This window comes from Jatrophihabitans sp. sgz311053 (genome assembly GCF_056135305.1).
In genome coordinates, this window is the sequence record NZ_JBWAXP010000002.1 from 917,896 (window position 1) to 940,579 (window position 22,684).

Annotated in this window: 25 protein-coding genes; 10 read left to right on the top strand and 15 right to left on the bottom strand. The window is 71.7% G+C overall.

Translation table 11 applies throughout. The annotated features are described in order from the left end of the window. Positions 1-28: 28 nt before the first annotated feature. Positions 29-1,194, top strand: a protein-coding gene (locus AC0NZQ_RS13220; RefSeq protein WP_474530315.1) for an IS3 family transposase whose coding sequence is annotated in 2 segments (ribosomal slippage) — positions 29-302 and positions 302-1,194 — 1,167 coding nt in all. Because the reading frame shifts where the segments join, the coding sequence is not laid out codon by codon here. On the opposite strand, the gene AC0NZQ_RS13225 is transcribed toward AC0NZQ_RS13220, so the two are convergent. The 3 genes from AC0NZQ_RS13225 to AC0NZQ_RS13235 form a co-directional block, all read right to left on the bottom strand. Continuing rightward, complete coding sequence (locus tag AC0NZQ_RS13225; protein ID WP_474530316.1) at positions 1,195-2,325, bottom strand: tyrosine-type recombinase/integrase; 1,131 nt, start codon at positions 2,323-2,325, stop codon at positions 1,195-1,197. A gap of 68 nt (positions 2,326-2,393) precedes the next feature. After that, on the bottom strand, positions 2,394-2,624 hold the full coding sequence (locus AC0NZQ_RS13230; protein WP_474530317.1) for a helix-turn-helix domain-containing protein: 231 nt from the start codon (positions 2,622-2,624) through the stop codon (positions 2,394-2,396). Positions 2,625-2,670: 46 nt separating this feature from the next. Beyond that, complete coding sequence (locus tag AC0NZQ_RS13235) at positions 2,671-2,856, bottom strand: transcriptional regulator (RefSeq protein ID WP_474530319.1); 186 nt, start codon at positions 2,854-2,856, stop codon at positions 2,671-2,673. 275 nt (positions 2,857-3,131) lie between these two features. Here AC0NZQ_RS13235 and AC0NZQ_RS13240 point away from each other — a divergent pair, with 275 nt between their 5' ends. Next, positions 3,132-5,660, top strand: coding sequence for a ComEC/Rec2 family competence protein (locus AC0NZQ_RS13240; RefSeq protein WP_474530320.1), 2,529 nt, complete (start codon positions 3,132-3,134; stop codon positions 5,658-5,660). Beyond that, on the top strand, positions 5,555-6,526 hold the full coding sequence (gene holA, locus AC0NZQ_RS13245) for a DNA polymerase III subunit delta (protein ID WP_474531393.1): 972 nt from the start codon (positions 5,555-5,557) through the stop codon (positions 6,524-6,526). Before AC0NZQ_RS13240 ends, holA begins: the two co-directional genes overlap by 106 nt. Before the next feature lie 290 nt (positions 6,527-6,816). Here the strand turns inward: holA and rpsT are convergent, their stop codons facing one another. The 4 genes from rpsT to AC0NZQ_RS13265 form a co-directional block, all read right to left on the bottom strand. Continuing rightward, on the bottom strand, positions 6,817-7,077 hold the full coding sequence (rpsT, locus tag AC0NZQ_RS13250) for a 30S ribosomal protein S20 (protein WP_474530321.1): 261 nt from the start codon (positions 7,075-7,077) through the stop codon (positions 6,817-6,819). A 149-nt stretch (positions 7,078-7,226) separates the two neighbouring features. After that, complete coding sequence (locus AC0NZQ_RS13255) at positions 7,227-7,604, bottom strand: hypothetical protein (RefSeq protein ID WP_474530322.1); 378 nt, start codon at positions 7,602-7,604, stop codon at positions 7,227-7,229. Between the two features lie 130 nt (positions 7,605-7,734). Continuing rightward, positions 7,735-8,727 carry a ribose-phosphate diphosphokinase gene (locus AC0NZQ_RS13260; RefSeq protein ID WP_474530323.1) on the bottom strand — a complete coding sequence of 331 codons (993 nt, stop codon included), beginning with the start codon at positions 8,725-8,727 and terminating at the stop codon, positions 7,735-7,737. Positions 8,728-8,736: 9 nt separating this feature from the next. Continuing rightward, complete coding sequence (locus AC0NZQ_RS13265) at positions 8,737-10,212, bottom strand: ankyrin repeat domain-containing protein (RefSeq protein ID WP_474530324.1); 1,476 nt, start codon at positions 10,210-10,212, stop codon at positions 8,737-8,739. A gap of 152 nt (positions 10,213-10,364) precedes the next feature. Between AC0NZQ_RS13265 and lepA the strand changes: the two genes are divergently transcribed. The 3 genes from lepA to AC0NZQ_RS13280 are packed head-to-tail and all read left to right on the top strand — an operon-like array spanning position 10,365 to position 13,968. Beyond that, positions 10,365-12,203, top strand: a complete 1,839-nt coding sequence (lepA, locus tag AC0NZQ_RS13270; protein WP_474530325.1) for a translation elongation factor 4 — start codon at positions 10,365-10,367, stop codon at positions 12,201-12,203. Beyond that, on the top strand, positions 12,204-13,184 hold the full coding sequence (locus AC0NZQ_RS13275; RefSeq protein WP_474530326.1) for an endonuclease/exonuclease/phosphatase family protein: 981 nt from the start codon (positions 12,204-12,206) through the stop codon (positions 13,182-13,184). 10 nt (positions 13,185-13,194) lie between these two features. Next, complete coding sequence (locus AC0NZQ_RS13280; RefSeq protein WP_474530327.1) at positions 13,195-13,968, top strand: hypothetical protein; 774 nt, start codon at positions 13,195-13,197, stop codon at positions 13,966-13,968. A gap of 66 nt (positions 13,969-14,034) precedes the next feature. On the opposite strand, the gene AC0NZQ_RS13285 is transcribed toward AC0NZQ_RS13280, so the two are convergent. From AC0NZQ_RS13285 to AC0NZQ_RS13310, 6 genes are all read right to left on the bottom strand, one after another. After that, complete coding sequence (locus AC0NZQ_RS13285) at positions 14,035-14,499, bottom strand: YbaB/EbfC family nucleoid-associated protein (RefSeq protein ID WP_474530328.1); 465 nt, start codon at positions 14,497-14,499, stop codon at positions 14,035-14,037. Then, entirely contained in the window at positions 14,496-15,635 is a 1,140-nt protein-coding gene (locus AC0NZQ_RS13290) for a hypothetical protein (RefSeq protein WP_474530329.1), read from the bottom strand. The genes AC0NZQ_RS13285 and AC0NZQ_RS13290 overlap by 4 nt, the downstream gene beginning before the upstream one ends. Positions 15,636-15,638: 3 nt before the next feature. Then, positions 15,639-15,938 (bottom strand): hypothetical protein, encoded by a 300-nt coding sequence (locus AC0NZQ_RS13295; RefSeq protein WP_474530330.1) that lies wholly within the window; start codon positions 15,936-15,938, stop codon positions 15,639-15,641. Between the two features lie 109 nt (positions 15,939-16,047). Next, the gene (locus tag AC0NZQ_RS13300; protein WP_474530331.1) at positions 16,048-17,016 is read right to left on the bottom strand and encodes a zinc-binding dehydrogenase; all 969 of its coding nucleotides are present in this window, start codon (positions 17,014-17,016) and stop codon (positions 16,048-16,050) included. Between the two features lie 20 nt (positions 17,017-17,036). Continuing rightward, positions 17,037-17,303: a DUF6295 family protein gene (locus AC0NZQ_RS13305; protein WP_474530332.1), complete on the bottom strand. Its 267-nt coding sequence runs from the start codon at positions 17,301-17,303 to the stop codon at positions 17,037-17,039. Then, positions 17,303-18,040 (bottom strand): dienelactone hydrolase family protein, encoded by a 738-nt coding sequence (locus AC0NZQ_RS13310; protein WP_474530333.1) that lies wholly within the window; start codon positions 18,038-18,040, stop codon positions 17,303-17,305. The genes AC0NZQ_RS13305 and AC0NZQ_RS13310 overlap by 1 nt, the downstream gene beginning before the upstream one ends. A 32-nt stretch (positions 18,041-18,072) precedes the next feature. Here AC0NZQ_RS13310 and AC0NZQ_RS13315 point away from each other — a divergent pair, with 32 nt between their 5' ends. After that, complete coding sequence (locus AC0NZQ_RS13315) at positions 18,073-18,210, top strand: hypothetical protein (RefSeq protein ID WP_474530334.1); 138 nt, start codon at positions 18,073-18,075, stop codon at positions 18,208-18,210. A gap of 62 nt (positions 18,211-18,272) precedes the next feature. After that, on the top strand, positions 18,273-19,511 hold the full coding sequence (gene hemW, locus AC0NZQ_RS13320; protein ID WP_474530336.1) for a radical SAM family heme chaperone HemW: 1,239 nt from the start codon (positions 18,273-18,275) through the stop codon (positions 19,509-19,511). On the opposite strand, the gene AC0NZQ_RS13325 is transcribed toward hemW, so the two are convergent. Then, entirely contained in the window at positions 19,489-20,025 is a 537-nt protein-coding gene (locus AC0NZQ_RS13325) for an ATP-binding protein (RefSeq protein WP_474530337.1), read from the bottom strand. The two genes, hemW and AC0NZQ_RS13325, sit on opposite strands and share 23 nt — an antisense overlap. A gap of 16 nt (positions 20,026-20,041) precedes the next feature. Continuing rightward, positions 20,042-20,371, bottom strand: coding sequence for a type II toxin-antitoxin system VapB family antitoxin (locus tag AC0NZQ_RS13330; RefSeq protein ID WP_474530338.1), 330 nt, complete (start codon positions 20,369-20,371; stop codon positions 20,042-20,044). Positions 20,372-20,426: 55 nt separating this feature from the next. Between AC0NZQ_RS13330 and hrcA the strand changes: the two genes are divergently transcribed. Together hrcA and dnaJ are read left to right on the top strand one after the other, a co-directional pair. After that, a complete protein-coding gene (gene hrcA / locus AC0NZQ_RS13335) occupies positions 20,427-21,449 on the top strand; it encodes a heat-inducible transcriptional repressor HrcA (RefSeq protein ID WP_474530339.1) in 1,023 nt (340 codons plus the stop codon). Positions 21,450-21,533: 84 nt separating this feature from the next. Further along, positions 21,534-22,676: a molecular chaperone DnaJ gene (gene dnaJ, locus AC0NZQ_RS13340; RefSeq protein ID WP_474530340.1), complete on the top strand. Its 1,143-nt coding sequence runs from the start codon at positions 21,534-21,536 to the stop codon at positions 22,674-22,676. Positions 22,677-22,684 lie beyond the last annotated feature (8 nt).

The window sequence follows — 22,684 nt, forward strand, 5'->3', positions numbered from 1 at the left end:
CTTGAAGGTCCTCGGGAAGGATGTTGCTATGCCGAAGAGGTACCCGCCGGAGTTCAAGCGCGACGTGGTCGCGGTCGCCCGCCGCGGTGATCTGAGCGTCCCGGAGATCGCGATCGACTTCGACATCGCGCCGGAATCGGTGCGCCGTTGGGTCAAGCAGGCCGACATCGACGACGGACTCGTGGAGGGTCAGACCAGCAGCGAGCAGACCGAGCTGGTGCAACTGCGCCGCAAGATGCGCAGGTTGGAGATGGAGAACGAGATCCTGCGCCGGGCGGCGGCCTACTTCGCGCAGGGGTCGCTCCCAAAATGAGTTACCCGCTGGTCCGTGAACTGGCCGCCGAGAAGATCCCGGTGCGGCTGGCGTGCGGGGTGCTCGGCTTCAGCGCGCAGGCCTACTACGCGTGGTTGGCCGCACCGATCAGCACCCGCGACCTCGAGGACGCCTACCTAATCAATGCCTTGATCGACGCCCACGGTGATGATCCGGAGTTCGGTTACCGATTCTTGGCCGACGAGCTCGAACGCGTCGGCCTGGCCGCCGGCGAACGCAGGGTCTGGCGGCTGTGTTCGCAGCATCGGCTGTTCTCGACCACGGTCCACAAAGGCCGTCGCGGCAAGGCAGGACGCCCCGGACCGGCCGTCCACGATGATCATCTGCGGCGGGATTTCACCGCGGTCGCGCCGAATCGCAAGTGGGTCACCGATATCACCGAGCACCCGACGATGACCGGCGGCAAGGTCTACTGCTGCGCGATCAAGGACCTGTTCAGCAACCGGATCGTCGGCTACGCCATCGACGAGCGGATGACCGCCCAACTGGCCGTCAACGCGTTGCGCGCCGCGATCGCCCGCCGCCAACCCGACGGGGTCGTGATCGTCCACGCCGACCGCGGGTCGCAATTTCGTGCACGGAGTTTCCGGGCCGTGCTCACCGCCGCCGGGCTGCAAGGCTCGATGGGCCGAGTCGCCTCCGCCGGCGACAACGCAGCGATGGAATCGTTCTGGGCCCTGTTGCAGAAGAACGTCCTCAACCAGCGCCGCTGGCGCAGCCACGACGAGCTGCACTACGCGATCGTCGCCTGGATCGAACACACCTACAACCGCCGCCGAAGACAACGCGGACTCGGCCGACTCACTCCGGTCGAATACGAGCTAGCCTTCGCTCCAGATCAGACCGCCACCGCAGCCTGATCACTCACAACCGCTGTCAACCAGACCGACAGCAAACCCTAACGCGCGGATGAAGAGTCGGCGCTGTTTGCGTTGACGGCTTATGTGACGGCTATTGAGCCCGGCGGCGCCGACAACAAGGTTTTCGAGACCGGTGAGGGCGTCGCGGCGGTCGTTGTCGCTGGTGTGCTGGTAGATGGTCTGGGTGGTGATGGGGCTGGCGTGGCCGAGGATGGCTTGGGCGTCGCGGACGGGAACGCCGAGTGTCTTGAGCATGGTGGCGGCGCCGTGGCGTAGCGCGTGCAGCCCGTTGGGTGGGAGGTCGGCTCGTGTGCGGATGCGGGCGAGTGCGGCGCCGAGGCGGTGTGGCTTGATGGGTTCGCCTTCGGGTGTGAGGAAGACGAAGCCGGTCGGGCCGGACGTCTGCCGGAGGCGGTCGAATACCCGTTGGGCGAGCGGCAGGAGCGGTAGGTCCCGGTTCGAGGCGCGGGTCTTGAGGGGTCGCACCAGGCGCTGGTCGCCGACGGACTGGAGTTGGCGTCGGATGCGGATGACGCCTCGTTTTTCGTCGATGTCTTCCCAGCGCAGCCCGACGATCTCGCCGCGGCGTAGGCCGTAGAGGGTGAGGATGACGAAGGCCGGGTAGTAATGATCGTCTCGGGCGGCTTCGAGGAAGAGGCCGATTAGGCGCGGTGTCCAGGGGATGACCTCGGGCGGGTGATACGCCGCGATGCGTGTCAGCCGTGCGGGGTTGCGGTCGATCAGTTCTTCGCGCTGGGCCTGCGTGAGGGCGGCGCTGAGCACCTTCTTCATCTCGGCCACCATCCGGACGGTCACACCGTCGACATCGGCCTGGTCGAAGGCCGCCTGCACGGTCCGGACACCGAGTCGGCTGAGCTGCTCGTTCCCGAGCCGGGGGATCAGATAGTGGTTCACGACGCGGGTGTAGAGCTCGATGGTCTTGGGCGCGCGGGTGCTCTGCGCCGAGGTCTTGAGCCACTCGCCGAGATAGTCGCCCACTCGCCAGGCTGTGTCGGCGACGGGTCTGCCTGCGTCTTCGCGCATCACGATCGTGCGGAGCTTCTGCTCACACTCCCGCTTGGTCTTGGCGTAGCACCTCACCCGACGACGCTGACCGTTCAGCGTCGTCACGTAGGGGGCGCCCTCGAACCGGCCGTCAGCCCGCCTGTAGACAGTGCCGCTGCCCTTGCCCCGACGACTCATCGCACCGTCTCGTGACGGCGATGCTCGATGAAGGCGTCGAGGTCGGCTGCGTGGATCAGGCGGCGGCTGCCGATCGAGATGGTAGACAGCTCGCGGCGGTTGATCAGCTGGTAGAGCGTCCAGCGGCTGACGCGCAGCAGGCGGCAGGCTTCCGGCACGGTGTAGAGCCGCGGCGCGTCCGGCTGGTCGGGTGACGGTGCCTGAGTGGTGTGCTGGCTGGTGATCATGAAGATGCCTCCTTTCTGGTGAGGGATGGGGTGCGTGCGGCGCCGGTTACGAGCCGTGCTGCTGGGTGACCGCAGTCAGGCAGCTGGCGGCGTCGGCAAGCTGGGCGTCGTCGAGGTCGGGGTACTTGGCCCGCAGGTAGGTGACGAGGCTGGGTAGCTCGGCGGCGGGTAGCCAGCCGGCGGGCGTGAAGAGGTGGATCGTCCGGATGTCCAGTGTGCTGGCCGGCAGCATGAGGGTGTCGCCGTGGAATGGCAGCGCTTCGCTGGCGGCTGGTTGCGGTTGTCCACAACCGGGCGTGTCGTCCACAGCTGTTGCTGTCGGGTCTGCGGTCGGAGTCGTGCTTCCTAGCGTTGGTGTGTGCGTGGTGAATGTCGAGGACCCGAGCTGACGTTGGATGCCGGCCGTTCGTGGGGGCGGAGGTGAGCGGCGGGGCTGCTGACCTGCGGTCAGGCGTGCGGGAGCCGTGGGATGTGCGGTTGGTGGTGGGGGCCGCGGCGGCGTGGTTGGTGACGTTTCTGCTGGGGTCGTCGGGTTCGCCGGTGGTGGTGGGGGTGTGTGGGCTGGCGGGGGTGGTTTTGGCGGTGGTGCTGCTGTGGTGGCGTCGCTTCTCGGGTGGGTCGGTCGGGCGGGTGGTGGCGTTGGTGGGGTGTTGTGTGGGGTTGGTGGTGGTGCCGTTGGCGGTGAGGTTGGCCCATGGGCGGGATTCGCCGTTGCATGGGCTGGCGGTGCGGCATGTGGGGGTGACGCTGGAGGTGGTGGTGACGGCGGATCCGCGGGTGTTGGCGGCGAAAGGTCCGGCGGGGGGTGCGCGGGTGGCGGTGGAGACGCGGGCTGAGCGGGTGCGGGTGGGTGCTGCGGTGCGGGCGGTGGATCTGGCGGTGTTGGTGCTGGGTGATGCCGGGCCGTGGCGTGAGGTGTTGCCGGGGCAGCGGGTGCGGGTGAGCGGGTCGGTGCAGCCGGATCTGGACGGGAGCCTGGTGGCGGTGACGTTGTTCGAGCGGGGGCCGCCGCAGCTGTTGGGGCAACCGCCGTGGTGGCAGCGCGCAGCGGGTGAGGTGCGCTCGGCGTTGCGGCAAGCGGTGCGGGTGCTGCCCGATCAGGAGCGGGGGTTGCTGCCGGGGCTGGTCGATGGTGACACCGCGAACCTGGATCCGGTGCTGGCCGAGCACTTCCGCACCGCCGGCCTCACCCACCTCGTCGCCGTCTCGGGAACCAACTGCAGCATCGTCATCGGCGCGGTGCTGCTGGTGCTGCGCCGGATGCGGATACGGCCGGCAGTCTGCGCGCTCGTCGGCGCCGCCGTCCTCGTCGTCTTCGTCATCGTCGCCCGGCCGTCGCCCAGCGTGCTGCGGGCGGCACTGATGGCGTCGGTCGCGCTCGTCGCCCTCGCATCGGGACGTCCGCGGTCGGCTCTGCCGTCGCTCTCTGCCGTGGTCCTACTGCTGTTGCTGTGGGATCCGACGCTGGCCGGCAGTGCCTCGTTCGCCATGTCCGTGCTGGCGACCGCCGCTCTCATCGTGCTCGCGCCGGGGTGGGCCCAACGGCTGCGAAGGCGCGGCGTCCCGGTGGGCCTCGCCGAGTCGATCGCTGTTGCGGCGGCGGCCCACCTCGTGACCATGCCTGTCGTCGCCGCGCTCTCTGGGCGGATCAGCGTGGTCGCCGTTGCGGCCAACGTGCTGGCCGAACCGGTGGTGGCCGTGACAACGGTGGCGGGATTCCTGGCCGCGGTCACGGCACCGCTGTGGCTCCCCGCCGGGGAGCTCTTCGCGTGGCTCGCCGGCTGGCCCTGTCGTTGGCTGGTGACGGTGGCGGACTACTTCGGCGGGTTGCAGGGCGCCACCGTGCCCTGGCCGGGCGGGACCACGGGTGCGCTGCTGATGCTGCTCCTCCTCGCCCTTCTCGGGATCGTCGCTCGACGAACCAGGGTCCGTCACGCCCTCGCTGCCGCGCTCGTCGCCGCTGTGGTCGTCTTGTTGCCGGTGCGCGCCGTGACATCCGGCTGGCCACCGACGGGATGGATCTTCGTCGCCTGCGACGTGGGGCAGGGTGACGGGTTGGTGCTCAACGCCGGTGACGGCAGGGCCGTGCTCGTCGACGCCGGTCCCGACCCGGTGCCCATCGATCGCTGCCTGCGTCAGCTCGGTGTGGAGTCGCTGCCCCTGATCGTCATCAGCCATCTGCATCTCGATCACGTCGGAGGACTGGCCGGGGCAGTCCGCGACCGGCCCGTGGGCGAGGTGATCACCGGCCCGCTCCCGGAACCGGCCGGCGGCCTCCACCTCGCGGTGCAACAGGCCGCCCGGGTGCACCGGACGGTGCGCACCCCGCGCGACGGCAGCGTCATCACGGTCGGAGCGGTGCGGCTGGAGGTGCTGGGACCGATAGCGAGCTTCCACGGCACCCGCTCCGACCCCAACAACTCTTCTCTCGTGCTGCGGGCGACCGTGCGCGGCGTACGCATCCTGCTGCCCGGCGACGCCGAGATCGAGGCGCAGCGCGCCCTGGAACGCAGCAGTGTCGACCTCACCGCCGACGTGCTCAAGGTGCCGCACCACGGCAGCGCCTACAGCGACCCGGCGTTCCTTGCTGCCGCGCACGCTCGGGTCGCGGTGGTCTCCGTAGGGGTGGACAACGACTACGGGCATCCGTCACCGGTACTGCTGCGAGAGCTCCACCAGCTCGGATTGCCGCTGCTGCGCACCGATCGCGACGGCGACGTGGCAGTCACCTCGATGGACGGCACGCCGGCCACGGTGGTGCACGGGGTGGCAGCCAGCGAGCGCCCGGCCGCGCTCCCCGCGCCGAGGGGGCCGGACACGGCAGCACTGCCGGCAGGTACGAGCGACGTGGCGCTCGCGGTGTCGGGTGGCGGTGCGAGGATGGCGGCATGCCCGCCCGCACCGTCGGCATCGACGACCTGCCCGACCCGTTGCCGCCGCTGCTGCTCCTCACCGGTGACGAGGACCTGCTCGTCGACCGGGCCGTCAGCGCGATCACCGCCGCGGCGCTGCGCGGGGATCCCGAGCTGGCGGTGACCGAACGCGCCGGCTCCCAACTCGAGGGCCCGGAGCTGCACGAGCTGCTGGGACCGTCGCTCTTCGGCGAGGCGCGGCTGATCGTGGTCCGCACCGCGCAGGACGTCCGGGTAGCCGCGCTGACCGTGCTGACGCCCTACCTGTCCGGGCTGGCCGAGGGGACAGTCCTGGTGCTGCAGCACGCCGGGGGAGCGAAGGGCAAGGCCGTGCTCGACGCCGCGCGGAAGGCCAAGGCCCTCGAGATCGGCTGCGCCAAGCTGACCCGGGCCGAGGAGCGCGTCGATTTCGTGCGGCACGAGATCCGTCGCGCGGGTGGACGGATCGGCCCCGACGCGCTCTCGGTGCTCATGGACGCCGTCGGTAGCGATCTGCGCGAGCTCGCGGGGGTGGCACGCCAGCTGGTGAGCGACTCGGGCAACGGTGAGGTCGGTCTGGAGCTGGTCCGCACCTTCCACAAGGGCCGCGCCGAGGTGAGCGGCTTCGCCGTCTCCGATCTGGCCGTCGTGGGCCGGAGCGGACCGGCGCTGGAAGCGCTGCGGCACGCGCTGGCGATCGGGGTCCCGCATGTCGTCATCGCCGACGCGCTGGCCGATGGGGTGCGGTCGGTGGCGCGGGTGCTCTCGGCGGGCCGCGGCAGCGAGTACGAGTTGGCCAAGCAGCTCGGAATGCCGCCGTGGAAGGTGAAGCGGGCCCGCAGCCAGGGGCGGGAATGGACCGAGGCCGGCCTGCGCGACGCACTCGGCGTGGTGGCGGCGCTCAATGCCGACGTCAAGGGCGCGGCCGTGGATCCCGGCTACGCGCTGGAGCGCGCCGTCCGGTTGCTCGGCACCGCCAAGTCCGGTGGACGAGCCCGCGCCGGGCGGTGAGTCGCTCGGTGGGTGGGGGAGTCGCTCGCGAAATGAGTCGCGCCGGGCGGTGAGTTGCGCCTGGCCGTGAGTTGCGCCGGGCGGTGAGTTGCGCCGGGGTGGTGAGTCGCGCCGGGGTGGTGAGTCGCTCGGTGGGTGAGTCCGAGTCCGTCAGTCCGAGACGGTCGACCGGGCGCTGGCTCCTGCTCGCGGCTCACCGAGACCTCCGAGTACCCGACCCGCTGGACGCAGACGAGCCGTGCGACCGGAATGGTCACACGGCTCGGCGGGTGGAGCGGAAAGTCAGCCTGTTAGAGCGCGTTGGCGCGCTGTGCCATCGCCGACTTCTTGTTCGCGGCCTGGTTGGCGTGGATCACGCCCTTGCTCGCGGCCTTGTCGAGGTCGCGCGATGCGCGCTGCAGAGCGACCAGGGCCTCGTCCTTGTTGCCGGCGTCGGCGGCCTCGCGGAAGCGGCGGATCGACGTCTTCAGCTCGGACTTCACGCTCTTGTTGCGAAGTCGCGCGATCTCGTTGGTGCGGATGCGCTTGATCTGGGACTTGATGTTTGCCACGGAAGAAATGCCTCGAGTCGTAGACGGATGAACGGCGTTGGCTGCCGCGGGGCGACCTGCGGGCAACCCTGCGAGGATAACAGCGGCACCGGGGGCGACCCAAATCCGGTGCCGGGCCGGCCTCGCAGCGCCGGCCGGACAGGGGTGGGTCAGGCCTGAGCGGCCCGGATGCTCACCAGCTCGAACTTGGTGAACAGGTAGGTGCGGACCCCGTTGCTGCTGCTCACGACGTCGGCGACGGGACGGTCGTCGTCCTCGTCGTCGCCGTAGATGGTCGGCGTGCCGTCGTCGGCGAAGTAGACGCCGCCGTCCACCGGAGCGAGATCGGTGAGCTGCACGACGACGTAGCGACCGTCGAGGGAGTCCACCAGCCCCTGGATCTCGGTGCTGCGGGCATCGGCGGACGTCCGGTAGACGCCGAGCACCTCCTGCCAGTCGTCCTCGCCGGGGGTCGTGTTGACGAGGTCCCCCTTGCGCAGGTCGGCGGCGGGAATGCGGATCTCGACGGCGGCACGCGGGTCGGTCATGGCGGCCATCCTGCCGGACGGATCCCGCGACGGCTCAGCCGGGGATGGCCGGCCTCTCAGCCCGTCGTCCCAGCCATCTCCGCGGCCGCAGTCTCAGCCCGTCGTCCCAGCCATCTCCTCAGCCGCCGTCTCAGCCCGTCGTCGCGAACGGCAGCTGCGGCTGCGGCGGTCCGTGGGTGGGGTCGACGCCGTCGAAGAGGCTGCTGATCGACTCGCCGCCGTGGATGCGGGCGATGGCCTCGGCGAAGAGCGGGGCCACCGAGCGGACGGTCAGCTCCGGCCAGTCCTCGGCCGGTGGCGGCACAGTGTCGGTCGTGACCACCTCCGTCACCAAGGGGTGCTCGCGCAGGCGCTGCACCGCCTTGCCGGCGAACAGACCGTGGGTGCAGGCCACGGCGGCGTCAGGACAGCCCTGCTCGGCCAGCTTGCCGAGCAGCTCAATCATCGACCCACCGGTGGCGATCTCGTCGTCGAGCACGATGACGCGCTTGCCCGCGACGTCGCCGACGATCGAATCGATGACGACCCGGTCGTCGGCCAGCCGCTGCTTGGACCCCGCCGCCACCGGGAGTCCGAGCAGCCGCGCGAACTGCGTCGCGGTCTTGGCGTTGCCGAGGTCGGGGGAGACGACGACGGTGTTGTCGAGGTCCCGGCGGCGGAAGTGGTCGGCCAGCTCTCCGATCGCGGTCAGATGATCGACCGGCACCGAGAAGAAGCCGTGCACCTGCGGCGCGTGCAGTGTCATCGTCAGCACCCGGTCGGCGCCGGCGGTGGTGAGCATGTCGGCGACGAGACGCCCGGCGATGGAGATGCGCGAGGCGTCCTTCTTGTCCGAGCGGGCGTAGGCGTAATGCGGGATGACCGCCGTCACCTGCCCGGCCGAGGCGCCGCGGGCGGCGTCCAGCATGAGCAGCAGCTCCATGAGGTGCTCTTGCGTCGGCGGGACGAGCGGCTGCACCACGAAGACGTCGCGCTGGCGGCAGTTTTCCTGTAGCTGGACGTAGAGGCAGTCGTTGCTGAAGCGCCTGATCTCCACTGGCGACAGCGGCACGCCGAGGGCGTCGCAGATGCTTCGCGCGAGGGGGACGTGGGCGCTGCCGGAGAAGACGACCACCTCGCTCATGCGAGCAGGCTAGCCGGAGGCCCCCGGCCGCGTCCCGCCGCCGAGCAGGGCGAGCAGGTGCTGGTGGCCGAAGAACTCGGCCCAGCTGGCCGCGTCGGCGTGGAACCGGGCGTCCGTCACGGTCGGGTCGGCGCCGAGGGCGAGCAGGCGCGTGACGAGACCGCCGTCACCGGCGGCGACGGCGGTGTGCAGGGCGGTCTGCCACGGCTCGTCCAGCGGAACGTCGTCCCGGCCGCGGGCATCGACGTCCCAGCCGTGTTCGACGACGAGCTCGACCGCCTCACCGTGGCCGACGGCCGCCGCCCAGACGGGCAGCCCCGGCCGCGCCGACCGGGCCTCGGCCAAGGCAGTCGGCGGCAGCTCCGCCACGCCGGACCGGTCCCCGGCCAGCAATGCCGCCACCGCGGCGTCCGCGCCGGTGAGCTCGTCGGACGGGGCTCCGGCTGCCACCAGCTGCGCGGCGAGTTCCCGGTGTCCGTTGACGAGGGCGGCGGCGTGCGGTGTACGGCCCGAGGCGGGCAGCCCGGGTAGCGACGCGGCGAGGTCGACGCCGTGCCGGGCCAGCAGAGCCACCCGGTCTCGCTGGTCGTGCACCACCGCCCACGCGAGCAGCCGGCGCAGCAGCTCGGCGGGGGCGGGGGTGAGGTCGGGCAGGCGGCGTCGCCACGGTCCGCCGTCACCCGTGCCGAGCCCGGCCGGGAGCAGCACCCGCAGGAACGAGTCGTCCGGGCCGAACTGCCGGTTGTAGAGGGTCTGCGCATCGTTCGGGTCGGCGCCGGCCCGCAGCAACAGGTCGGCGAGCTCGGCCTCGTGCAGGTGCGGCGGCTCGTCCCCCTCGCCGCCGCCGAAGACGCCCGTCAGCACGGTGAAGGGTGTCGGGTAGCCGGCGAAGTAGCGACCGGCGTTCGGGTCGGCCCCGGCGCGCAGCAGCGCTTGCGCCGTGGCGAGGACGTCGTCGCGGCCAGCGGGCACGCGGCTGTACGCGAGGTACATCAGCGGCGGCCAGCCGAAGGGGCCGCAGAGGGTGTCGGCAGCGACGCCGGCGGCCAGCGCGGCGCGGATCGCCGCGGCGTTCGCCGTCGTGGCCGCGAGGGCGAGACCGGCGCCTGCGCCCTCAGCGCCGGACGCCTCCTCGCCCGCGCCCCCGGCGCCGGCCACCGCCGTGCCCGCAGATGCCGCGGCCCCCACCTCGGCGGCGAGGTCTGCGGCGGCGGCCGGGTCGAAGGCGGCGTCGCTGTAGGTGAGGCAGGCCAGCCGGACCACGCGATCGCCGGCCGGCTCGTCCGCGACGGGCGCCGGAGGCGACCAGGTCCGCTCGGCCAGGGCGTCGACGTGGGCGGCCAACCGGGGCCACGAGGCGAAGCCGTAGTGCCGGGCGAGGTCGAGCTGTGCGATGTGCAGCGGGATGCCGGACTCGCGCCGGCGGTCGCGGGCAAGCTTGCGCAGCTGCTCGGGGTTCGGACGTTCGGGCAGGGATGCGGCCACGACGGGCTCCTCTCGTCTCCCCGTGGTCCGCGACCGGGGCGAAAGGAGTGAAGGAGTTCCGATCGCATGCCGACGAGCAGCAGGTGGGCTCAGCCCTTCCCGCGGACCCGGGGGCGTCCCTGCGGCGCCGGGCTCCACCGTACCCTGGGCGGATGACCGCAGCCGGCCGCACCGACCCGGCGATCATCCGAAACTTCTCGATCATCGCGCACATCGACCACGGCAAGTCGACCCTGGCCGACCAGATGCTGCGTCTGACCGGCGTGCTCGACCCGCGCCTGGCCAAGGCCCAGTACCTCGACCGCATGGACATCGAGCGCGAGCGCGGCATCACCATCAAGGCGCAGAACGTCCGGATGCCGTGGACGAGTCGGGAGACCGGCGTCGAGCACGTCCTGCACATGATCGACACACCGGGCCACGTCGACTTCACCTACGAGGTCAGTCGTAGCCTCGCCGCCTGCGAAGGGGCCCTGCTCCTCGTCGATGCCGCGCAGGGCATCGAGGCGCAGACGCTGGCCAACCTCTACCTCGCCCTCGAGAACGACCTGCAGATCATCCCGGTGCTCAACAAGATCGACCTGCCCGCAGCCCAGCCCGACCTCTACGCCGCCGAGATCGCCCACATCATCGGCTGCGAGCCCGAGGACGTGCTGCGCGTCAGCGCCAAGACCGGCGAGGGCGTCGAGGCACTGCTGGACCGCATCTGTCGCGACGTGCCGGCCCCGATCGGCGACGCCGACGCGCCGGGCCGGGCGATGATCTTCGACTCCGTCTACGACATCTACCGGGGCGTCATCACCTACATCCGCGTGGTGGACGGCGAGTTCGTGCCGCGCGAGCGGATCAAGATGATGTCCACCGCCGCTACGCACGAGCTGCTCGAGATCGGCGTCATCTCGCCCGAGCCGAAGCCGACCGACGGCCTCGGCGTCGGCGAGGTCGGCTACCTCATCACCGGGGTGAAGGACGTCCGGCAGAGCCGTGTCGGCGACACCGTCACCGACGCCCAGAAGCCCGCCACCGACAGCCTCGGCGGCTACCGCGACCCGCGACCGATGGTCTATTCCGGGCTCTATCCGCTGGACGGCTCGGACTACCCGATCCTGCGCGACGCCTTGGACAAGCTGCGCCTCAACGACGCTGCCCTGGTCTACGAGCCGGAGTCCAGCGCCGCGCTCGGCTTCGGTTTCCGCTGCGGCTTCCTCGGTCTGCTGCACCTGGAGATCACGCGCGACCGGCTGGAGCGGGAGTTCAACCTCGACCTGATCAGCACCGCCCCCAACGTCGTCTACCGGGTCGACCTGGAGGACGGCAGCGAGCACGTCGTCATCAACCCGTCGGACTGGCCGAGTGGGCAGAAGATCGCCGACACCCACGAGCCGGTGGTGAAGGCGATGATCATCGCGCCGAGTGAGTACATCGGCGCGATCATGGAGCTCTGCCAGGACCGCCGCGGCAACCTCGGCGGCATGGACTACCTCTCCGAGACCCGCGTCGAGCTGCGATACACGCTGCCGCTCGGCGAGATCATCTTCGACTTCTTCGACCAGCTGAAGTCCCGGACCCGCGGCTACGCCAGCCTGGACTACGAGCTCGACGGCGAGCAGACCTCGGATCTGGTGAAGGTCGACATCCTGCTGCAGGGCGAGGCCGTCGACGCCTTCAGCGCGATCGTCCACAAGGACAAGGCCTACGCCTACGGCACGTCGATGACGGCCAAGCTGCGCAAGCTCATCCCGCGGCAGCAGTTCGAGGTGCCGATCCAGGCCGCGATCGGCTCCCGGGTGATCGCGCGCGAGAACATCTCCGCGATCCGCAAGGACGTGCTCGCCAAGTGCTACGGCGGTGACATCACCCGCAAGCGCAAGCTGCTGGAGAAGCAGAAGGAGGGCAAGAAGCGCATGAAGATGGTGGGCCGGGTCGAGGTGCCGCAGGAGGCCTTCATCGCCGCCCTCTCGACGTCCGACGCCGAACCCGCCAAGAAATAGGTGCGCGCCGCGCTAAGGCTGCGCCGTGAGGGCGACGGCCGGGGGAGGGTGGCGCTCACCGTCGTCACGGCGCTGCTGACCGCGGGTGTCTGGTTCGCCCTGCTGCTCCGTGCCGGGACGTGGACGGCGCAATACCTGCTCGTCGCGGCCGCGCTGGTCCACTACGCCCTCTGGTCGGCGCCGCTGGCCGCCGTGCTCGCGGCGCTGAACCGTCGCCTCGTCACGGCGGTGATCGCGCTGGCGGCCACCGCGGTGGTCCTGGTGGTGCAGGTGCCCGCGACGGTCGCCTCCGACGTCCCGTCCGGCCGTACCGTCACGGTGCTGCAGGCCAACCTCAAGATCGGCGGCGCCGACCCGCGTGCGCTCGTCCGCCTGGTGCGGGAGAACAAGGTGGATCTGCTCGCCACCGAGGAGCTCACCACCGGCGCCGTCCGTGGGCTCACGGCGGCAGGGCTCTCCTCCCTGTTGCCGTACCGCTATCTGCGACCGCTCGCGAGTGGAGGCAGCGGCACCGGGATCTGGAGCCGCTGGCCGCTCTCCGGGCAGCGCGACGTCCCCGGCTTCTGGCTGTCGACGGTCCGGGCGCGGGTCGCCGCCCCCGGCGGGGTGCTGACCTTCGTCGCGGTTCACCTGACCCCGCCGTGGCCGTTCCCGGCGCGGCGGTGGTTGGCGGAGCTGCCGCGGTTGCGCGCGCTGCTGCGCGACCAGCCGCGTGACGGCGCCGTGATCGCCGCCGGCGACTACAACGCGACCACCGACCATGCCCAGTTCCGGGACCTGCTCACCGGCGGCTACCACGATGCGGCCATCGACGCCGGCGCCGCGTATCTGCCCAGCTATCCCAACGACCGCTGGTACGGCCCGGTCATCGGCATCGACCACGTGCTGCTGCGCGATGCGGGGGGTCGGTCGGCCCGTACGCTGGATCTGCCCGGTTCCGATCATCGCGCGCTGCTGGTGCGCGTCGGCACGGGTGGGTGAGGATGGTCCGGTGCGGAACCCGCAGCAGGACGTCCCCGATCACGCCCTGATCGTCGCGACCTTCGCCCGCTCGACCGTCGCCCGTTCGACCGTCGCTGCGCCGGCGCCACCCGGCGCGGTAATGCGACTGAGCGGGACAGTGGCCCCCGCCGGCGGGGCGCCGCTCGTCGCGCCGTTGTCGGGCCGCCCCTGCGTCTGGTTCCGCAGCATCACCGAGCACGGTCCGTCGCTGGTCGAGTCCTCGCTCACCGGTGAGGGACGCGTGGTCGCCACACCGCATCGCTTCGTCCGCTCCGACATGCGCGTCGCCCACGATCCGCGCGCCGAGGATCACGAGAGCGACGCCCCGGTCCTGGTCCGTGACGCCGCCGGGAACGAGGTGACCGTCGAGCTGCGCGGGGCCGATGTCGACGCCACCGAGATCAGCGTCGACGTCGTCGAGGAGGCGGCGGACGGATCGCGGATCGCGCGCCGGGAATGGATCGTCGAGCCCGGTGCGGCCGTCTTCGTGCTCGGCGAGGTGGTGGCGCCGGGTCCGGTGCTGCGTGCCACCCCGACTACGGCGGCGGTGCTGAGCACTCATGACGAGGCCGCCGTCTACCAGCGCTCGCAGGGCTACCTCGCCGCCGGCGGCCCGGCCGGGACCGCCACCGCGCCGCCGGGTTCGACCTCGGCCTCTGGTCGGACGGGGTTGCTCGGCCCGTCCCGCGCGCTGCTCGTCACCGTCGGCGCGGTGGCGATCCTGGTCGTCGTGGTGGTGCTGGTGGTCCTTCTCGCCAGCTGACGCCCCGCCCGCGCGTTCGTGGCGGCAGCGGCCATCATGTGAGCCTCTACCGCCACAACCGGGGGATCAGCGGGTACGACCCCGCAGCTGCGCGGCCCGGCCGATGTCGGCGGCGGCGGTCCGCATCGCGGCGGTGAAGTCGCGCTGCGCCTGCTCGAAGTCCCGCCGCGCCTCGGCGCGGGTCGCGCTGAGTGACTCCGGCGTCGGCAGCGCACCGTGCTCGGCCAGCGCGGTGGTCACCTTGCTGCGGAAGTCCGCCGTCGCGTCCGCCAGCGCCTGCTTGATCTCGGTGGCGAGGTCGGCCGCCGGGAGCTTCATGGCGCGCGGATTGATGGTCAGCTCCCGCACGCCCTGACCGGCCACCTCGACGTGGACGTAGCCGTCGGCGGCGTCGGCCTCGCCCACCACCTCGGCCAGCACCTCGTGCAGGCCGGTGAGCGTGTCGAGACGCGCGGTGGCCTCCCGCATCCGCGTCTCGACCTCGTCGACCTGCAGGTGCAGCGCCTCGGTCGGGTCCTGCGGGCTCGTCATACCGGCTCTCCGTTGATGTCGGCTCCCTGCGGGATCACCGTCTCGTCGTCGACGGGGACGGCCTCGACCGGGCCGCTGCCCGCGTTCGGGATCGGCACGACGTGGGGCTCGCCCGTGGCGGGCGGCAGCGGGATCACCGGCGGCTGCGGGACAGGCGGCGGGGGCAGCTCGTACCGGTCCTCGGTGTGGTCGTTGGGCGGGTCGTCGTCGAGACCGAGCACGTCCTTGCCGGCATCGATCTCGTCCCCGAGACCCGTCGCGTCACCGAATGCGCCGCCGAGGTCGCCCTCGGCGAGGTCCTTGCCGGCGTCGTAGAAGCCGCCGAGCCGCTCGGCGAGCTTGTCGGTGGCGAGGTCGCGGACGAACTTCTCCTCCAGCGTCCGGGCAGCGGGTGAGCCGGCGAAGGCGTTGCCGGCCATCTTCTTGGTCAGCGCGTCGACCGCCTTCCCCTCACCGAATTCGAGCAGCCCCACGACCTCCGCCTGGGCGAAGTTGCCGGCCGCGGAGGTGTCGCCGTGCTCGCCCTGCTCGTGCGCGTCGACACCGCTGCCGATGGTGAGGGCGGCCGACGCGGCGGTCATGGCGGCAGCAATGCCCCAGACGGTGCCGGTCATGACCTCCAGGCAGGTGGCGGCGGTTGTGCAGCCGACGGCGAAGGCCGCCTCGGAGGCGCCCAGGTTGCCGACGACGCTGGCCACCGCGGTCTCGAAGGCGATGAGGTCGGCGATGAGGAAGGCGGCCATCGTCACGCACATCGGACCGACCGCCAGCAGTGGCGCGCTGAGCCCGGCCAGCCCGGCGCCGACGGCCTGCGCGTAGTTCGCCGCGATGTCCAGCTGCTGCGAGAGCTCGCCGACCTTGCGGTCGAAGGCGTCACGGTCCGAGCCGGACCAGACCTCGGGGCCGATAGCGGTGGCGATGCTGGTGAGCGCCTGGTTGGCACGCTGCAGAGCCGAGCCGCCGTCGATCCAGCTGGAGGCGCCTTCGAGCAGACTGCCCGGATCGCCCTTGGCTCGCGGCATCATCCGGCTCAGCGGCAGCGCGGGCGGGAACACCGAGCAGGTCAGCACCGCGAACGACGATCCCGTCACCGCAGCGTCGGTCATCTGGTCCAGACCGTAGCCGAGGGCTCCCATCGCTCACGCCTCCCGGACGGTGCTGTCGGACTCGGCGGCGGCCCAGAGCTTCGCGCTGGCGGCCATGTTGTCGGTGATCGCGCGCAGCTGGTCGTGCTTGGACTCGGCGTCGGCGATAGCCCAGTTCTGGGCGCCGGGATAGGCGACGGCCATGGCGATGCCGACCTCGGTGAACGAGCCGCCGTCGATGTCGGCCGCCTCGAAGGCGGCCTTCGCGGCGTCCAGCTCCGGTCCCGCCGCCTGATCCAGTTCGTTGGCGAACTGGATCAGCACCTCGGGGACGATCGTCTCCCGGTCTGCCATCAGGTGTCCCTTCCCTCGTCCGGCCTCGGTTCGATCGTCACCGATCGGGGCGTCGGATGCGAGCCGGGAGGACGGGGAGGGGTCCCCTCCCGTTGCGGCAGAACGCGGCTCAGACCTCGAGGACGATCTTGCCGACCAGGTCACCGGCGGCCATGGCGGCCAGCCCGTCCCCGGCGCGGTCCAGGGGCAGGGTGCTGTCGATGAGGGGACGCAGCCCGGTGCTGTCCAGGAAGCGGATCATGTCGGTGAGTTCGTCCCGCGTGCCCATGGTGGAGCCGACGAGCTGCAGCTGCAGGAAGAAGAAGCGGTTGAGGTCCGCCGGCGGATTGGGTCCGGAGGTCGCGCCCGAGATGACGATGCGCCCGCCCGGCTTGAGCGACTTCGCCGAGTGGGAGTAGGTGGCGTCACCGACCGTCTCCATCACCGCGTCCACCTTCTCGGGCAGCCGGGCACCGGACTCGAACGACTCGTGAGCGCCGAGCTCGAGGGCTTTTGCGCGCTTCTGCTCAGTGCGGGCGGTGGCGTAGACCTTGAAGCCCGCGGCCCGCGCCATGCTGATGCAGGCGGTGGCGACACCGCCGCTGGCGCCCTGCACCAGCACCGACTGGCCGGGGCGGAGCCCGGACTTGGTGAAGAGCATGCGGTACGCCGTCAACCACGCCGTGGAGAGACAGGCGGCCTCGGCGAAGGAGAGGTTGGCCGGCTTCGGCACCACGTTGCGCTTGGGGACGATGACGTACTCGGCCAGCGAGCCCTGGTGCCGTTCGGAGAGCAGCGAGCGCTTCGGGTCGACGGTGTCGTCGCCGGTCCAGCCGTCCTGGTTGATGACGGCGTGGACGACGACCTCGTCGCCGGTGGACTCGTCGATGCCGGCGGCGTCGCAGCCCAGGATCATGGGCAGCTGCTCGGCCTTGATGCCGACGCCGCGCAGTGTCCAGAGGTCGTGGTGGTTCAGGCTCGCGGCCTTGACCGCCACCCGCGTCCAGCCTGCCGGCGGCTCGGGATCGGGCCGCTCGCCGATCACCAGACCCTTCAGCGGGTCGTCGGGGTTGAGGGACTCGGCGTAGACGGCGCGCATGGGCCCGACCCTAGTGCGGTTCAGGCGGTCATGTCCGGCGGGGCGGAGTCCAGCGCGGCCTGGATCGCGGCGACCAGCTCGCGGGCCGAGGCCGCGGTGAGCTCCACCGCCACCCGTGCCGACGGGCCCCGCGACGGGTCGGTCAGGTCGATGTTCAGCGTGTGCTCGGCCATGGCATGGACGGGATGGTCGAAGTAGACGGTGGCGTCGGTCACGTGGAACCAGGAGCCGCCGGCGTTCTTGGCGCTGCCGTCGACCGGCGTCCGGACGGTGAGGTAGGTGCACATCACAGATACCGTGCGAAGAAGTCGGCGACGCGCTCCCAGCCGTCGTTGGCGGCGGCGACGCGGTAGCTCGGCCGGTCGACGGCGAAGAAGGCGTGACCGGCGTCGTCGTAGCGGTGGAACTCGTAGTCCTTGCCGTGCTCGCGCAGCAGCGCCTCCAGCTCGTCCACCGCCTCGGGGGAGGGGTGTTTGTCCTCGTCGCCGAAGAGGCCGAGCAGCGGGCAGGCGAGCTCCGGCACCCGGTCGCGCAGGTTGCTCACCTCGATCGGGAAGTCCGGCGGCGTCGGCTCGGTGACGAACGCGCCGTAGCAGTCGACAGCCGCCTGCAGGTCGACGGTGCAGCCGGCGAGGACGGCCTGCCGACCGCCGGAGCAGTAGCCGATGGCGCCGACCTTGCCGTTGGCAGTGGGCAACGCCCGCAGGAAGGCGGCGGCCGCCGCGACGTCGCCGGTCAGCCGCCCGTCGGGGACGCCACCGGCGGCCCGGTTCGCGGCGGCCGCGTCGTCGGCGTCGGCACCCGGAGCCTCGCGGTAGTGCAGGTTCGGGCAGAGGGCGTCGTAGCCGAGCTCGGCGAAGCGACGCACGATCTCCTTCGTCGCCCGGTCGAAACCGGGCATGTGGTGGATCACGACGACGCCCCCGCGAGGCGCGTCGCCCGCAGGACGCGCGAGGTAGGCCTCGATCTCGTCACCGCCGTCTCCGGTGAGGGTGATGATCTCCGCGGTGAGTGCGTCCGGCATGCCTCGATGCAACCACAGCTAGGGTCGGCTGCGTGCGCCGTGGTGTCCGTCGTCCCCTGCTCGCCCTCGTGGCGCTGGTGGTGGCGCTGGCCGTGGGCTACGCCGTCCGGGCTGCGAACTCCGACGACGACGCGCCCCACCCGGTGCCGAGCAGCAGCACGTCGCGCTGAGCCTGACCGACGCCGCCGCGGGTCGGCGTCCCCGGCGATCACGCGCAGCGCACACTTGAGGGGTGCCAGCCCTCCCGTCCGGTGACGCCGCCCCGCGTGACGGGCGGCTGCCGCAGGCCGCCCTGGATCGCGCCCGGGGCGTGCCGTTCGGCGTCTACGTCCACGTGCCGTTCTGCCAGACGCGCTGCGGTTACTGCGACTTCAACACCTACACCGCCACCGAGCTCGGGCCGGGCGTCAGCCGGCACAGCTACGTCGACACCGTGCTGCGGGAGCTGCGCCTGGCCGCCTCGGTGCTCACCGACGGCGACGCCTTCGGCGACCGCGTCCCGCCGGTCTCCACCATCTTCTTCGGCGGCGGCACCCCGACGCTGCTGCCGGCCGAGCACCTCGGTGCGGTCGTCGACGAGATCGGCGCGCGCTTCGGGCTGGCCGACGACGTCGAGGTGACCACGGAGGCCAACCCCGAGACCGTCACCCCGGCCTACCTCGAGCGACTGCGCAGCGCCGGCTTCACCCGGGTCTCGCTCGGAATGCAGTCGGCGGTGCCGAAGGTGCTGGCCGTGCTGGACCGGGTCCACCGCCCGGATCGGCCGATGCAGGCCGTCGCCGAGGCGCGGGCGGCCGGGTTCGAGCACGTCAACCTGGACCTCATCTACGGCACGCCGCACGAGACGGACGCCGACTGGCAGGCGACCCTGGCCGCGGCGATCGCCGCGGAGCCGGACCATCTCAGCGCCTACGCCCTCGTGGTGGAGGAGGGGACGGCCTTGGCGCGGCAGGTGGGCAGCGGCGTCGTCCCCGCCCCGGACGACGACGTGCTCGCCGACCGCTATGTCATCGCCGACGAGACGCTGCGCGCGGCCGGATACGACTGGTACGAGATCTCCAACTGGGCCCGCGACGAGGCCGCGCGCTGCCGCCACAACGACCTGTACTGGACCGGCGGCAGCTGGTGGGGCCTCGGTCCGGGCGCGCACAGCCATGTCGGCGGGGTGCGCTGGTGGAATGTCAAGCACCCGGTCCGCTACACCGCCATGATCGACGGCGGCGGCAGTCCGGCGGCCGGCCGGGAGACCCTCGACGACGACGCCATGCTGCTGGAACGGGTGATGCTGGCCGTCCGGCGCCGGGAGGGGCTCTCGGTGCTGTCGCTGCCCGAACGGGCGCGTGGCGTCGTCCCCCAGCTCGCCAACTGGGGGCTGGTCGACCGCTTCGGCGTCGACGGCGGCCGCATCGTGTTGACCCAGCGCGGCCGGCTCATGGCCGATGCCGTGGTCAAGGAGCTGTTGGCCGCCTGACCGTGAGCCGCCCGTCGGCGAGGCGGTGCCGGAGCAGCGCCGCGCTCTCGGCGGCCGAGGCGGGGGCGTCGGTGATCACGTGCCGGGCGTCGAGGTGGGCGGCGGCGAACTGCCGGTGTAGCAGCCGGGTCGCCTCGGCGTCGGCGAAGCTGTGGCCGGCGCGGCCGGCGACCCGGTGCAGGCAAGTCTCGACATCGGGCAGCAGCACCGCGTAGTCCAGCTCCGGTATCCCGCTCGCGGTGTGGAAGACCGGCAGGAAGGCGGGATCCAGGACGCCCTCGAAGACCACGTGGAAGTCGCGCGCCAGCCGCCCGGCCGCTGCGGCCGCGGCCTCGACGACGGCGGTGTTCTGGGCATGGGCCTCGGGGCGCCAGGGATCGATGCCACCGCGGTGCAGGAAGCCGAAGAAGGCGTCGCCGGGCACCAGCATGCTGGGGCTCGCGTCGCGGGCCAGCATCGGCGCGACGCTCGACTTGCCGGCGCCGGGCGGACCGGTGACGACGAGCAGGCTCATGGTCGGCCCACCAGCCTCAGGCGGGTGGGCCCAGCGGGCTGTCGGCGCGGAAGGCGTCGAGGTCCAGGATCCGGACGTGCAGCGTGTTGCGTCCCTGCAGCGCGGCCCGCAGCGCCCGGTGGACACCGTCCTCGAGATAGGTCTCGCCCCGCCACAGCACCGCGTGCGGGAAGAGGTCGCCGTAGAAGGTGGAGTCCTCGTCGAGCAGGTGGTCCAGCTTGAGCTCGCGCTTGGTCGTGGTCAGCTCGTCGAGCCGGACGGTGCGGGGCGCCACGTTGGCCCAGTCGCGGGCCGACAGGCCGTGGTCGGGGTAGGGGCGCCCCTCGCGCACGGCCTTGAAAATCACGTCCAGCACCCTACGTCACGAGCGGTCCGGTCCCGTCGCGATTAAGCTGGCAGGCGTGGGAGTCGAGGAGCGCAAGCTGGAGGTGCTGCGCGCCATCGTCGCGGACTACATCGCCACCAACGAGCCCGTGGGCAGCAAGGGACTGGTCGACCGCCACAACCTGGGCGTCTCGTCGGCGACGGTCCGCAACGACATGGCCGCGCTGGAGGAGGAGGGGCTGATCGTCCAGCCCCACACCAGCGCCGGCCGCGTGCCCACCGACGCCGGGTACCGGATGTTCGTCGACCGGCTCACCGAGATCAAGCCGCTCTCCGGGGCCGAGCGCCGCGCCATCACCGCCTTCCTCGACGGCGCCGTGGACCTCGACGACGTGCTGCACCGCGCCGTCCGGGCCCTGGCGCAGCTCACCCGCAACGTGGCGGTGGTCCAGTACCCGTCGCTGTCGCGCAGCCGGGTGCGGCACCTGGAGCTGGTGACGATCTCCACCACCCGGCTGATGCTGGTGCTCATCACCGACACCGGGCGGGTCGAGCAGCGCCTGGTGGAGCTGCCGGCGCCGGTCGCCGAGAACGACGTCTTCGACCTGCGCGGCACGCTCAACCAGCGGCTGCGCGACCGGCCGCTGGCCGAGACCCCGGCGATCGTGGAGCAGCTCCCCACTCAGGTCGACCCCAAGCTACGCGGCCTGCTCGCGACGTTGACGACCGTGCTGCTGGAGGTGCTCGTCGAGCCGTCCAGCGACCGGATCGTCCTCGGCGGCACCGCCAACCTCAACAACCAGACCCTGGACTTCCCGGCCATCCGGCCGGTCCTCGAGGCGCTCGAGGAGCAGGTGGTGCTGCTGCGCCTGCTGGACCAGTCGCTGACCTCGTCGCCGAACCTGGTGGTGCGCATCGGCAACGAGACCGAGCACGAGGCGCTCGCCGGCGCCGCGGTGGTCGCCGGCGGGTACGGCCTGCACGGCGCCGCGGTCGGGGGTGTCGGGGTGCTCGGCCCCCGCCGCATGGACTACGGCCACACCATGGCACGAGTGGCCGCCGTCGCACGTTACGTCGGCAGCCTGCTCGAGGAGCGCTGACCTACACTGGCACTCGGCGCCCGCGAGTGCCAAGGCAGCCGCCGAGGCGTCTGCCACGACCTGCTTCGAGGACGGAACTGACTGGTGGCTGAGGCTCCCCGCGACTATTACGGCCTGCTCGGCGTCGGCAAGGGTGCGACGGCCGAGGAACTCAAGCGTGCCTACCGCAAGCTGGCACGTCAGCTGCACCCCGACGTGAACCCCGACCCGGCGGCGGCCGATCGGTTCAAGGAGGTCACGACCGCCTACGAGGTGCTCTCGGACCCCGAGAAGCGCCGCATCGTGGACCTCGGTGGCGACCCGCTGCAGCAGGGCGGGGGCGGCGGCGGTGCCGCGGGCTTCGGTGGGTTCGGCGGTTTCGGCGACGTCTTCGAGGCGTTCTTCGGCAACGGTGGTCCGATGGGCGGCGGTCGTGGCCGCCGCAGCCGGGTGCGGCCCGGCGCCGACGCGCTGCTGCAGGTCTCGCTCACCCTGGACGAGACCGCCTTCGGTACCCGGCGCGAGATCCCGGTCGAGACCGCCGTCCTCTGCGACACCTGCCAGGGCGCGGGCTGCGCGCCGGGGACCTCGCCGCGGACGTGCGCCACCTGTGCCGGCGCCGGGGAGATCCAGACGGTGCAGCGCTCCTTCCTGGGCCAGGTCATGACGACCCGCGCCTGCTCGGCCTGCGGCGGCACCGGTGAGCAGATCCCCTCGCCGTGCCCGACCTGCGGCACCGAGGGGCGCATCCGCGCCCGCCGCACCAAGACCGTCGACATCCCGGCCGGCATCGAGGACGGGATGCGCATCCGGCTCGCCGGCCAGGGGGAGGTGGGCCCCGGTGGCGGTCCGGCCGGCGATCTTTACATCGAGATCTCGGAGATCCCACACGACACCTTCACCCGTGAGGGCGCCGATCTGCACTGCACCATCGGCGTGCCCATGACCTCGGCTGCGCTGGGCAGTGACCTCGTCCTCACCACCCTCGACGGCGAGGAGAAGATCGAGATCCGGCCCGGCACGCAGAGCGGCGCGGTGCTGCACCTGCGCGGCAAGGGCGTCCCGAAGCTGCGCAGCTCCATCCGCGGCGACCTCTACGTCCACGTCGAGGTCCGGACGCCGACGCGCCTGGACGACGAGCAGGAACGCCTGCTGCGCGAGCTCGCGACCCTGCGCAACGAGGACGTCTCGGTGGCCCATCGCGGCTCCGGGCTCTTCGGCAAGGTCCGCGACGCCTTCCGGCCGTAGTCCGGGCC

Excerpts from the sequence above, each read along its gene's own strand:
- AC0NZQ_RS13230 (WP_474530317.1), bottom strand. The coding sequence starts at position 2,624 with ATGATCACCAGCCAGCACACCACTCAGGCACCGTCACCCGACCAGCCG.
- AC0NZQ_RS13235 (WP_474530319.1), bottom strand. The coding sequence starts at position 2,856 with ATGCTGCCGGCCAGCACACTGGACATCCGGACGATCCACCTCTTCACG.
- AC0NZQ_RS13255 (WP_474530322.1), bottom strand. The coding sequence starts at position 7,604 with ATGACCGACCCGCGTGCCGCCGTCGAGATCCGCATTCCCGCCGCCGAC.
- AC0NZQ_RS13260 (WP_474530323.1), bottom strand. The coding sequence starts at position 8,727 with ATGAGCGAGGTGGTCGTCTTCTCCGGCAGCGCCCACGTCCCCCTCGCG.
- lepA (WP_474530325.1), top strand. The coding sequence starts at position 10,365 with ATGACCGCAGCCGGCCGCACCGACCCGGCGATCATCCGAAACTTCTCG.
- AC0NZQ_RS13285 (WP_474530328.1), bottom strand. The coding sequence starts at position 14,499 with ATGACGAGCCCGCAGGACCCGACCGAGGCGCTGCACCTGCAGGTCGAC.
- AC0NZQ_RS13290 (WP_474530329.1), bottom strand. The coding sequence starts at position 15,635 with ATGGGAGCCCTCGGCTACGGTCTGGACCAGATGACCGACGCTGCGGTG.
- AC0NZQ_RS13295 (WP_474530330.1), bottom strand. The coding sequence starts at position 15,938 with ATGGCAGACCGGGAGACGATCGTCCCCGAGGTGCTGATCCAGTTCGCC.
- AC0NZQ_RS13300 (WP_474530331.1), bottom strand. The coding sequence starts at position 17,016 with ATGCGCGCCGTCTACGCCGAGTCCCTCAACCCCGACGACCCGCTGAAG.
- AC0NZQ_RS13305 (WP_474530332.1), bottom strand. The coding sequence starts at position 17,303 with ATGTGCACCTACCTCACCGTCCGGACGCCGGTCGACGGCAGCGCCAAG.
- AC0NZQ_RS13310 (WP_474530333.1), bottom strand. The coding sequence starts at position 18,040 with ATGCCGGACGCACTCACCGCGGAGATCATCACCCTCACCGGAGACGGC.
- AC0NZQ_RS13325 (WP_474530337.1), bottom strand. The coding sequence starts at position 20,025 with ATGAGCCTGCTCGTCGTCACCGGTCCGCCCGGCGCCGGCAAGTCGAGC.